The 12165-nt window shown below is 53.8% G+C and carries 10 protein-coding genes; 4 read left to right on the plus strand and 6 right to left on the minus strand.

Annotated elements, in window-relative coordinates; translation table 11 throughout:
- Window positions 1–19: 19 nt before the first annotated feature.
- From thyA to rppH, 4 genes are all read right to left on the minus strand, one after another.
- Window positions 20–814, minus strand: a complete 795-nt coding sequence (gene thyA / locus NAZ64_RS05320) for a thymidylate synthase (protein WP_000816247.1) — start codon at window positions 812–814, stop codon at window positions 20–22.
- A gap of 6 nt (window positions 815–820) precedes the next feature.
- Window positions 821–1696 carry a prolipoprotein diacylglyceryl transferase gene (gene lgt / locus NAZ64_RS05325; RefSeq protein ID WP_000204647.1) on the minus strand — a complete coding sequence of 292 codons (876 nt, stop codon included), beginning with the start codon at window positions 1694–1696 and terminating at the stop codon, window positions 821–823.
- Between the two features lie 215 nt (window positions 1697–1911).
- On the minus strand, window positions 1912–4158 hold the full coding sequence (gene ptsP / locus NAZ64_RS05330; protein WP_000957888.1) for a phosphoenolpyruvate--protein phosphotransferase: 2247 nt from the start codon (window positions 4156–4158) through the stop codon (window positions 1912–1914).
- 12 nt (window positions 4159–4170) lie between these two features.
- On the minus strand, window positions 4171–4701 hold the full coding sequence (gene rppH / locus NAZ64_RS05335; protein ID WP_000564481.1) for an RNA pyrophosphohydrolase: 531 nt from the start codon (window positions 4699–4701) through the stop codon (window positions 4171–4173).
- 682 nt (window positions 4702–5383) lie between these two features.
- On the opposite strand from rppH, the gene mutH reads away from it, so the two are divergent.
- The 4 genes from mutH (at window position 5384) to NAZ64_RS05355 (ending at window position 8593) form a co-directional block, all read left to right on the plus strand.
- A complete protein-coding gene (mutH, locus tag NAZ64_RS05340; RefSeq protein ID WP_001274930.1) occupies window positions 5384–6079 on the plus strand; it encodes a DNA mismatch repair endonuclease MutH in 696 nt (231 codons plus the stop codon).
- Window positions 6080–6260: 181 nt separating this feature from the next.
- The gene (locus tag NAZ64_RS05345) at window positions 6261–6974 is read left to right on the plus strand and encodes a TerC family protein (RefSeq protein ID WP_000895635.1); all 714 of its coding nucleotides are present in this window, start codon (window positions 6261–6263) and stop codon (window positions 6972–6974) included.
- 169 nt (window positions 6975–7143) lie between these two features.
- A complete protein-coding gene (locus NAZ64_RS05350) occupies window positions 7144–7362 on the plus strand; it encodes a YgdI/YgdR family lipoprotein (RefSeq protein WP_000758662.1) in 219 nt (72 codons plus the stop codon).
- Window positions 7363–7552: 190 nt separating this feature from the next.
- Complete coding sequence (locus NAZ64_RS05355; RefSeq protein WP_000558960.1) at window positions 7553–8593, plus strand: NADP(H)-dependent aldo-keto reductase; 1041 nt, start codon at window positions 7553–7555, stop codon at window positions 8591–8593.
- 86 nt (window positions 8594–8679) lie between these two features.
- On the opposite strand, the gene lplT is transcribed toward NAZ64_RS05355, so the two are convergent.
- Together lplT and aas are read right to left on the minus strand one after the other, a co-directional pair.
- Entirely contained in the window at window positions 8680–9882 is a 1203-nt protein-coding gene (gene lplT, locus NAZ64_RS05360) for a lysophospholipid transporter LplT (RefSeq protein ID WP_000004686.1), read from the minus strand.
- The gene (gene aas / locus NAZ64_RS05365; protein WP_220569650.1) at window positions 9875–12034 is read right to left on the minus strand and encodes a bifunctional acyl-ACP--phospholipid O-acyltransferase/long-chain-fatty-acid--ACP ligase; all 2160 of its coding nucleotides are present in this window, start codon (window positions 12032–12034) and stop codon (window positions 9875–9877) included. Before aas ends, lplT begins: the two co-directional genes overlap by 8 nt.
- Between the last annotated feature and the right edge of the window lie 131 nt (window positions 12035–12165).

Below are 12165 nucleotides of genomic sequence, written 5' to 3' on the forward strand. Positions count from 1 at the left end.
ATGGCAGGATCGTCAACGCTTAGATAGCGACCGGCGCTTTAATACCGGGGTGCGGATCATAGCCTTCAATTTCGAAATCATCGAACCGGTAGTCAAAAAGCGAATCGGGTTTACGCTTAATGACCAACTTCGGCAGCGCGCGCGGTTCACGGCTTAATTGCAGGTGCGTCTGCTCCATATGGTTGCTGTACAGGTGCGTGTCGCCGCCGGTCCAGACAAAATCGCCGACGTCCAGGTCGCACTGTTGCGCCATCATATGCACCAGTAACGCGTAGCTGGCAATGTTGAACGGCAGACCGAGGAACACATCGCAGGAGCGCTGATAAAGCTGACAGGAGAGTTTTCCATCTGCGACATAAAACTGGAAAAAGGCGTGACACGGCGCCAGCGCCATCTTATCCAGCTCGCCGACGTTCCACGCAGAAACGATAATACGACGAGAGTCCGGGTCGTTTTTAAGCTGGCTTAAGACCGTGGCGATCTGATCGATATGGCGGCCATCCGGTGTTGGCCATGCACGCCACTGCTTACCATAAACCGGGCCTAAATCGCCGTTCTCATCGGCCCATTCGTCCCAGATGGTGACATTATTTTCGTGCAGGTAAGCGATGTTGGTATCGCCCTGCAAAAACCATAGCAGTTCGTGAATAATTGAACGTAAATGGCAGCGTTTTGTCGTCACCAGCGGAAAGCCTTCCTGCAGGTTAAAACGCATCTGATGGCCAAAAATGGAAAGCGTGCCGGTGCCGGTACGGTCGTTTTTCTGTGTGCCTTCATCCAGCACTTTTTGCATCAGTTCTAAATACTGTTTCATGGTTCCTCAGGAAACGTGTTGCTGCGGGCGGCGGCGATATGCCCAAACCATCATGATCGCGCCAGCGATAATCATCGGGATAGAGAGAATCTGCCCCATGCTGATGTACTGTACCCACGCGCCGGTAAATTGCGCGTCCGGCTGGCGGAAGAATTCAACAATGATACGAAACGCGCCGTAGCCAATCAGGAATAATCCGGAGACTGCGCCCATCGGACGCGGTTTGCGAATAAAGAGATTAAGGATGATAAACAGCACCACGCCTTCTAATGCCAGTTCATACAACTGGGAAGGGTGGCGCGGCAATACGCCGTAGGTATCAAAAATAGGCTGCCATTGCGGATGTGACGGCAGCAGCGCAATATCTTCCGCGCGTGAGCCAGGAAAGAGCATGGCAAACCGGAAGTTAGGATCGACGCGCCCCCACAATTCACCGTTGATAAAGTTGCCCAGACGCCCGGCGCCCAGGCCGAACGGAATTAACGGCGCAATAAAATCAGACACCTGAAAGAACGAGCGCTTCGTGCGCCTGGCGAAAATAATCATCACCAGTATCACGCCGATAAGCCCGCCGTGGAAGGACATGCCGCCGTCCCAGACGCGGAATAAATAGAGCGGGTTATCCAGAAACAGAGGGAAGTTATAAAACAGGACATAGCCAATACGCCCCCCCAGGAAGACCCCCAGGAAACCTGCATAGAGTAAATTTTCAACTTCGTTTTTGGTCCAACCGCTTCCCGGACGGTTAGCGCGACGCACCGCCAACCACATCGCGAAAACGAATCCCACCAGATACATCAAGCCATACCAGTGAAGCGCGACGGGCCCAATTGAGAAAATGACCGGATCAAAGTCCGGAAAATGCAGATAGCTACTGGTCATCTGTCACCACAATTTCTTGTTATTTCGCTGAAGAGATAGCGATTGATAAGCGCGCCTGCGCGTTGCAGACGCTCCAAAGGTGCGAATAATAGCACAAGGGTTAAAAGCGAGATGCCGATTACCGTTAAAAGATATGTATACGCATTGTCTTTCATCTTGCAGGCGTGTTGTCTGCGCCGTGAATCCACAGTCACTCTCTTTTCCCGCTCCAGTCGTTACAACCCTCCGCGAATCAATCCCCCCATCCCACGGCGCTCCATAAACGCCGCCACCTGATGACGCACCTCGGTCGCCATCTGCGCCTCAAGGCTGCGTCTGGCAAGGGTTTGCGCGTCTTCAAAATCGATATGCCGCAGCAGATATTTCACACGCGCTACCGAACGGCCATTCATCGAAAGATGGCGATATCCCAGACCGATAAGAATCGCCACGCACATCGGATCGCCCGCCATCTCGCCGCACAAGCGAAGATCGAGGCCATTTTTTTCGGCTTCCTGCGCAATCATGGACAGCGCGCGCAGCATAGCCGGATGCAGACTGTCGTAAATACTGGCCACGCGGGTATTGTTGCGATCTACCGCCAGGATATATTGCGTTAAATCGTTGGTGCCGACCGAGATAAAGTCGATCCGGTTAGCCAGATGCGGCAGCATAAATACCATGGACGGCACTTCCAGCATAATGCCGATACGCGGTTTCGGGATCGCATAGCCGATCATCTCCTCGACCTCGCGCCCGGCGCGTTCGATCAGACGCCGCGCTTCATCGACTTCATCAATACTAGTGACCATCGGCAACAAAATGCTGAGGTTGCCAGTCGCCGCATTGGCGCGCAGCATCGCGCGGACCTGGATCAAAAAGATCTCCGGCTGATCCAGCGTAATGCGGATCCCGCGCCAGCCCAGACACGGGTTCTCCTCGCTGATCGGCATATAGGGCAGTTGCTTATCCGCTCCCACATCCAGGGTCCGCAGCGTCACCGGTTTATCGTTAAACATTTGCAGCATCCCTTGATACTGCGCCACCTGCTCTTCTTCCGAGGGAAACCCGCTTTGCAGCATAAAGGGAATTTCAGTACGGTACAGGCCGATACCGTCGATCCGACTGCCTAACTTTTCCTCATGCTCGGGGCTGAGCCCGGCATTCAGCATCACTTTGACTCGCTCGCCGCTTTTCAGTTGGGCGGGAAGATTGACGTCGTCCTCCGCCAGACGACTGAGTTCTATCTCTTCACTAATGAGCCGCTGATATTCCTGAATAAGCACGGGTTCAGGATCGACCAGTAATTCACCGCGATAGCCATCCACCACCAACGTACGGCGATGTAGCACCGAAGGTTGGATATCAGCGCCCATGACGGTCGGGATACCGAGCGCGCGCACCATAATCGCCGCATGCGAGTTTGCCGCGCCGTCGCGCACCACAACGCCCGCCAGCCTGTCCTGCGGCAGCTCCGCCAGGGTGGTCGCCGACAGCTCATCCGCGACCAGAATAAAACGTTCCGGCCAGGCGTTTGGCCCCTGAACTGAATCATCAAGGTGGAATAACAGCCGCTGCCCCAGCGTGCGTAAGTCTCCCGCACGTTCTTTGAGGTAGTTATCGGTTAGCGCCGCAAATTGCTCGGCAAATTTTTCGATGATTTTTTTAACGGCCCACTCCGCAACAGCGCCTTTGTCGACCTCGGCGAAGAGTTCGCGACGCAGTCTGGCGTCTGAAAGCAGGTGTGAGTACAGATCGAAAATGGCCGCCGTCTCTTTTTGCGCGCCGGCGGCAAAGCGTTTGCTGTATCGTCGGAATTCGTTCGCCGCCTCTTCCAGCGCGCCGGTCAGTCGTTCGCGTTCAAGAGAGGTATCCAGCGTAGACGCTTCGTAAACCTGTTCCATCAGCGGCATGGTCGCGTCTTGCCAGCCCGTTGCGATAGCCACGCCCGGCGCCGCAGGAAGCGCGCGGATTCGCGTCTGCCGGTATTGCCCGAACAGCGCTGTGACCTGCGACTGTGACAGGATAGCCGCCATCTGCGTAGCGAGCGTGACGAGGAAAGACTCTTCGCTTTCATCGTACTGGCGCAATTCGCGCTGCTGTACGACCAGCACGCCGAGAAGTTGGCGACGCTGAATGATCGGCACGCCGAGAAACGCGCGAAAACGCTCCTCTTTTACCGAAGGAATGTATTTAAAGCTGGGATGTTTTTGCGCATCGGCAAGGTTAATGGGTTCCGCCAGCCTGCCCACCAGACCGACGATCCCCTCATCAAACGCAAGCGCAACGGTTCGACCACGCGGTTTTTTCAACCCCCGCGTCGCCATCAGGTAATAACAGCGTCGGTCATGATCGGCCAGGTAAACCGAGCAAACCTCTGTATCCATCGCAAGACAGATATCCGTGACCAGAATATTCAGCGCCTCGTTCAGACGCGGCGCACTGGCCACTTTTTCGACTATTTCGCGCAGGCGAGTAAGCATAATTTGCGTGGCTTAACCTCTTTTACGTCGATAAGCAGGCGCGCTTTGTAGCTTAGGGGGATTATCCTGAAGCGCCATGACAACACTTGCAAACTCTTTCATTACCCTGCGGTAGACATCGCGTTTAAATGACACCACTTGTCGAACCGGATACCAGTAACTTACCCAGCGCCAGCCGTCAAACTCCGGCGTACTGCTGGTTTGCATATTGATTTCGGCGTCGGCGCTCATTAACTGCAAAAGAAACCACTTTTGTTTCTGGCCGATACATACCGGCTTTGTGTCCCAACGCACCAAACGTTTTGGTAACTTGTAACGCAACCAGTTGCGAGTAGAAGCAAGGATCCGCACATCTTTACGGCTTAACCCAACTTCTTCAAACAGTTCCCGGTACATCGCCTGTTCTGCCGACTCCCCTGGATTTATCCCGCCCTGCGGGAACTGCCAGGAGTGCTGACCAAATCGCCGGGCCCACATCACCTGCCCCTGACGATTACAAATTACGATACCTACATTTGGGCGGTAGCCATCGTCATCAATCACCGGACTACCTCAACATAAACCTTATATATGAACGATTGTTTCATACTCCAGTGAGGCGGTAAACCACTCTGTAATAGTGACACAGCCTAATAACAATTGAATAACTCACAGTAAATAGCCGAGTTATAAACAGATGATGACGCCCTTGCGCCATTTTATTCACCTTTTCTGTGGATATAGTTGTGAAGAAGTATGGAATTACCACGGGAAAACCCAGAACAGTCTGAATTCCTCATGCGGAAAACAGTAAAAATAGTGCCTTATATTCATTGTGTTATAGACAAATCCTACATGCCGCCTTCATAAAGCGTGACCAGTATCACATCTAAGATCCTTATGCTGATGAAAGATCAACCAGCGTCGGTTTTATCCACAGATTGTGCCAATAACTTACGCACTATTTGTCTGAATTTTCGATTTTTGTCGCACGTCAAGGCTGTAAATGGAAACAGTAGTGGTGGTTTTACACAGTTATCCCAACTTTCTGTGGATAACATAGTGTAAGATCCTGTTTATTGTCAGTGACCAGAATTGGAAAACCCGCTTCAGCGTTGCGCAACACGAAGAAACAACACAAAAAAGGCAATAAAAATCAGTCTATTGAATATAAGACACAGAAAAAGATAAACTCTGCCCATACGGTATAAAATCACTGCTCACTTTTTGACCTAAGGTAATTGTCATGTCCGCTCTTTGTCCGCTACTGACTCCGCCTGCTTCGGAAGCATTGCTGTTAGCCCAGGCGCGGCAGCTTTCCGGCTATACGTTAGGCGAGCTGGCGGCGATGGCCGGCATTACCACGCCTAAAGATTTGAAGCGAGACAAAGGCTGGATCGGCGTCTTGCTGGAGATCTGGCTCGGCGCCAGCGCCGGGAGCAAGCCGGAGCAGGATTTCGCCGCGTTAGGCGTAGAACTGAAAACCATCCCGGTGGATAGTCTGGGTCGTCCTCTGGAAACAACCTTTGTTTGCGTGGCGCCGTTAACCGGTAACAGCGGCGTGACCTGGGAGACAAGTCACGTACGGCATAAATTGAAGCGCGTGCTATGGGTACCGGTCGAAGGCGATCGCAGCATACCGTTAGCCGAACGCCGCGTAGGTTCGCCGCTACTCTGGAGTCCGAGTGAAGAAGAGGACAGGCAGCTACGCCTCGACTGGGAAGAGCTGATGGACATGATAGTGCTGGGCCAGGTGGAACGCATTACCGCCCGCCATGGCGAAGTCTTGCAACTGCGACCCAAAGCCGCCAATGCCAGGGCGCTCACCGAGGCTATCGGCGCGCGCGGGGAACCTATTTTGACGCTACCGCGTGGATTTTATCTGAAAAAAAATTTTACGCAGGCGCTGCTGGCTCGCCATTTTTTATTGCAGAATCCGTAACGTCCATTACACGCAAATGCGCCTCCGCTATGGCTACGCATCGGGCCGATGCCGGATAAACGTAAGCGTATTGTCGCCGCTATTTTACACCGTTCCTGGTTGCGCAAATTCAGCCTGGGCTTTCGCCCGTCACTCGACGGGCCTATAATTACCGCTTCTTTTTTTGGCAGGACTTTGTTCGATGTTATTTGCATGGATAACCGATCCTAATGCCTGGCTGGCGCTCGGTACGCTGACGCTGCTGGAGATTGTACTTGGGATCGACAACATTATTTTTCTTTCTCTGGTGGTAGCAAAACTTCCTACGGCGCAACGAAACCACGCACGGCGGCTTGGGTTGGCGGCGGCGATGGTTATGCGCCTGGCGCTGCTGGCGTCAATCGCCTGGGTCACTCGGCTGACTAATCCGCTGTTTGAGCTTTTCGGCGAAGCGATTTCCGCCCGCGATCTCATTCTGTTACTGGGCGGGTTATTTTTAATCTGGAAAGCCAGCAAGGAGATCCATGAGTCCATCGAAGGCGAAGAAGAAGGGTTAAAAACCCGGGTTTCTTCTTTCCTGGGCGCAATAGTACAGATTATGCTGCTGGATATTATTTTCAGCCTTGATTCAGTTATCACAGCGGTTGGCCTCTCCGATCATCTGTTTATTATGATGGCGGCAGTCGTTATTGCCGTGGGCGTCATGATGTTTGCGGCACGGCCCATCGGCGAGTTTGTCGATCGCCATCCGTCGGTAAAAATGCTGGCGCTCTCCTTTCTGATCCTGGTTGGCTTTACCCTGATTCTGGAAAGTTTCGACGTTCACGTTCCGAAAGGGTATATCTATTTCGCCATGTTCTTCTCTATCGCAGTAGAGAGCCTGAACCTGTTGCGTAATAAAAAGAATCCGCTGTAATCCTGTCTCGCTCCCCCGCCGGGGAGCGAATACTCACTTTATTTCCTTTCTTCTCACAGATTAAGATTTTGCTGCTTCCGACATGCAGAGCTGCGCGTTATTACTAGACTATTATCAGACATATGATTAACAGACTATTATCAGATGCAGGCTATGTGAGGACAAACGGATGAAAAAGTGGGCAGTTGTAATTTCCGCAGTAGGGTTGGCTTTTGCGGTATCCGGATGCAGCAGCGATTATGTAATGGCGACGAAAGATGGTCGTATGATCCTGACCGATGGAAAACCACAAGTTGACGATGATACCGGTCTGGTCAGCTATACCGATGCACAGGGAAACGAGATGCAAATCAACCGTGACGAAGTGTCTCAAATCATCGAACGTTAAGCGGTGGCCTGTGATCGAGGTCAGCGTTCTGCAAACCTTCAGGCTGCGTCCTGTAACGGTGCGTGGCGACCACGCCCGGTAACAATTACGCCGCGCAGCCTGCAATTTTACTTTCCCTTTTGCCTTCCCTCTGCCATTTTTATTGTCCTTTGTCGGGAATTTCTGACTTCATAATAAAAAGGAAACGGCTATGCACTATCACCGTATACCCCACAGCTCGCTCGAAGTAAGTACGCTAGGGCTGGGCACAATGACATTTGGTGAACAAAACAGCGAAGCCGACGCTCACGCACAGCTCGACTATGCCATCGCAAATGGCATTAACCTTATCGACGCCGCCGAGATGTATCCGGTACCGCCGCGCCCGGAAACACAAGGGCTGACGGAATCCTATATCGGTAACTGGCTCGCCAAACGCGGCAACCGTGAAAAACTGATCATCGCCAGCAAAGTTAGCGGACCGGCACGTAATAATGATCAAGGCATCCGGCCTCATCAGGCGCTGGATCGTAAAAATATTCGCGAAGCGCTACACGACAGTTTGACCCGGTTGCAGACCGATTATCTGGATTTGTATCAGGTGCACTGGCCGCAGCGTCCCACTAACTGCTTCGGTAAACTCGGCTATAACTGGACGGACTCCACGCCAGTAGTAAGTCTGCTGGAGACGTTAGACGCGCTAAGTGAGTTTCAGCGAGCGGGTAAGATTCGTTATATTGGCGTTTCAAATGAGACAGCGTTTGGCGTTATGCGCTATCTGCATCTGGCGGAAAAACATGACCTGCCGCGTATTGTCACGATCCAGAACCCCTATAGCCTGTTAAACCGCAGCTACGAGGTCGGGCTGGCGGAAGTCAGCCAGTATGAAGGTGTTGAATTGCTCGCCTACTCCTGTCTGGCGTTTGGCACATTAACCGGTAAATACCTGAACGGGGCCAAACCCGCAGGCGCGCGGAATACCTTGTTCAGCCGCTTCACACGTTACAGCGGCGAACAGGCGCAAAAAGCCGTTGCCGCCTACGTCGATATCGCGAAGCGTCACAATCTTGATCCGGCGCAGATGGCGCTGGCCTTTGTTCGCCGCCAGCCGTTTGTCGCCAGTACGTTACTGGGCGCAACCACGATGGCGCAGCTCAAGACGAATGTGGAAAGTCTGCATCTGACGTTAAGCGAAGAGGTCCTGGCGGAGATTGAGGCGGCGCATCAGGTTTATACCTACCCGGCGCCGTGATAGTCAGTGCCCGGTGGCGCTACGCTTCCGGGCTTACAGAGACAATGTAAGCCGGATAACGCGCACTCGCCGCCCGGCATATTCACTCAGTATGATGCCTGCCGGCGCTGCCAGATCCACAGCGCCGCGATCGCCAGCGCGAACAGCACGCCAAAGCCGATACCTATCGCCACAGCCGGAACGCCAACCAGCACCGCCAGCGAGTACAGTCCCAGCATTAATAGCATGGCGCTATTCTCGCCCAGATTTTGTACGGCAATGGCATTCCCGGCGCCAACGCTCTTCTTACCGCGCTCCTGGAGCAAAGCGTTGAGCGGCACCACAAAAAAGCCGCCCAGCATACCTATCAACAGCAACAAGGCATAAGCAGGCAGCAATGCGTGCTGTAATGAGAAGATCGCAACCACAACGCCAATCAAAATCCCGGCGGGCATACAGCGCGATACGGTCTCCAGCGTCACCAGTTTTGCCGCCGCACCCGCGCCGACCACAATGCCTACCGCCACCATGGCGTTCAGGTAAGTCGGCGTGGCGTTATCCGTAATGCCCAGCGCCACCGGCACCCACAGCACCAGCAGAAAACGCAGCGTCACGCCTGCGCCCCAGAATAGCCCGGTCCCCACCAGCGAAAAACGCGTTTCACCGTTACGCCAAAGGACAACGCAAGCGCTGAAGAAGCTACGCGTCATCGCCGACAACCGCCAGGATTGTCCTGGACGCGCCGCCACAAGCTTCGGGATAAACAGGTTCGCCGCCACTGCGCCAGCGTAGGCCAACGCGCAGGCAACCAGCGCGGCGATGACATGCCAGTCGGCCAATACGCCGCCCGCGACGGAACCGAGCAAAATCGCCGCAATCGTAGAGGCTTCCATCAGGCCATTGGCTTTCACCAGCTTATCGCCCGTCGTCAGTTCGCCCAGAATACCGTATTTCGCCGGAGAATAAGCCGCCGCGCCAATCCCGACCAACGTATAACCGACAAAAGGATTCACGCCGAGGCAGATACCTGCCGCTCCCGCCAGTTTAAGACCATTGGCGACCATCATCACCCGGCCTTTGGCAAAGCTGTCCGCTATCTGGCCGACAAACGGCGCAAAAAGAATGTAAGCGCCCACAAACACCATTTGCAAAACAGGCTGGCTCCAGTCCGGGTAAAACTGAGCTTTCAGCAGCGCCAGCGTCGCAAACAGCAGCGCATTATCGCCAAAAGCCGAGAGAAACTGCGCGACAATCACCGACAGCATCCCTTTCGACCAGATGGAGGTGTTAGTACGTACTGACTCACTCATGATGTTGTTCCGGCGCATCCACCCAACTTTTCAGCGTCACAAAATCGGGTTTCCCGCTGCCAAGCAAGGGAAGCTGTTTCAGATAACGGATATCACGCGGGACGGCAAGTTCCGGAATACCGTGTTCACGGGCATAGTGCTGTAACTTTTCTCGGGTGAGTTCGCTGTCAGTCGTAAACAGTACCAGCGCTTCACCTTTGCTGGCATCGCTTTTAATGGCGGTAGCGTGCATTTTGTCCGCCGAAACGCCAAGCGCCAGTTGCTCGACCATCTCCAGCGAGACCATTTCGCCAGCAATTTTCGCAAAGCGTTTCGCGCGCCCCTGAATCTGCACAAAACCATTTTCATCGAAGCGTACAATATCGCCCGTGTCGTACCACCCGCGCTCGGTTTCGCCTCTGGCGTTTTCCGCTGACGGCACCTCCAGCACGCCCGGTTTTTCCACGCGCAGATAGCCATTCATGATATTCGGCCCTTTCAGCTGTAGCCGACCGCCGTTTTCAATACCGGGCACCGCCAGTAGACGCGCGTCCATGCCAGGCAGAATGCGGCCAACAGTGCCCGGCTTAGCCGCCATCGGCACGTTAATCGAGACTACTGGCGCGCATTCCGTTACCCCGTAGCCCTCAAGAATGCGCAGACCGAATTTATCCTGCCACAGTTGTTTAGTGCTCTCCTGAAGTTTTTCCGCACCGGCCACCACATAGCGCAGGCGATAAAAATCATACGGATTGGCAAAGCGCGCATAGTTGCCGAGGAAGGTTGATGTACCAAACAGCACGGTACAGTTACGGTCATAGACCAGTTCCGGCACAATGCGATAGTGCAGCGGACTTGGATAAAGAAACACTTCCGCGCCGGTCAACAACGGCGTAAACAGGCCCACCGTCAAACCGAACGAGTGAAAGAGCGGCAGCGCCGACATAAAACGGTCATTGGCGGTGAAATCCGCAATCGTTTTTATCTGCTCGACGTTCGCCAGAATGCTTTTATGGCTGTGCACCACCCCTTTCGGGTGCCCTTCCGAGCCAGAGGTAAAAAGAATAATCGCCGCGTCTTCCGGCTGCTGTTTTACCTGCGCCAGTCGCGGCGCCAGGAGGTGGGCAAAAATCCACAGCTTGTCGGAGGGCGTGACGTCCGCTTTTAAATCTTCCAGGTAAACCCAGCGAACCTGCGTTAGCTGTTCCGGCAGGTGCCATAATTTACCTTTATCGAGGAACTGGCGGGAGGTAAAAATCGTTTTAATTCCCGCCGCGGTAATCGCGCTGGTCAGCCCTTTTACCCCCGCCGTGTAGTTCATCATGGCCGGAATGCGGCGACGAGAAACCGCGCCGAAAATCACCGCCGCGCTGATGGCGGCATTCGGCAGCATTAAACCGATTTTCTCGCCCTCAACGCTGTACTTTTCCAGAATCCGGCCAACAAAAAGCGTCTTGGTCAGTAACTTACGATACGTATCCGGCGTAAAGTTAATGTCCTCAATACAGTTTTTACCTGCGCCGTAACGATATTGCGCCGCCAGCAACGATTCGTATAACGTCTCGCGCGGGCGCACCGCCATACGCGCTTCCATCATGATCTGGTGCAGCATCTCACCCGCTATCTTACGTCTGTCGCGCGCGCGCGGCGCTTCCGGCATCGGTATTTGCGTCGGCGGTAAAATATGAAGCTGAATGCGGGGGAATAAGCGCCGTTTAACCAGACCTTTAAGGCGACTGAAAGGGGTAAGCTCCGCGCCGTCAATACGGAGCGGAATGACGGTTGCGCCCGATTTTGCCGCCACAAAGCCTGCGCCGTCATAAATTTTCATCAGCGAGCCGGTCACGGAAATCCGCCCTTCCGGGAAAATCACCACTGGACGCCCCTGCTCCACCAGACGCACCAGGTGTTTAATGGACATGGGTTTAGTGGGGTCGAGCGGCACAAAATCGATCAGCGGCGTTAACCAGCGCATATACCATTGCTGGCTGATGGAGGTATATACCGCAAAGACAGGCCGTACCGGCAAAAACAGCGCCAGTAGCATACCATCGATAAATGAAACGTGATTGGGGGTAATTAAGACCCGGTTCCCCTGTAGCGCCCGGACATCGCCAGTGACGCGCACACGATAAAGCACGCGAAACAGGTTACGGAAAAATCCAAACAGCATTTCAACTCCCTTTGGCCGACAATTCGCTAAAACATGAATTGTGGCAGATTACACGAGTTGCGTAACAGGAGCGATAGCAAAATAGGTTCGAAAAAAAACCTGCGCATCCGCGCAGGTTGGTGCAAGAGACA

Source organism: Salmonella sp. A1325 (genome assembly GCF_056991255.1).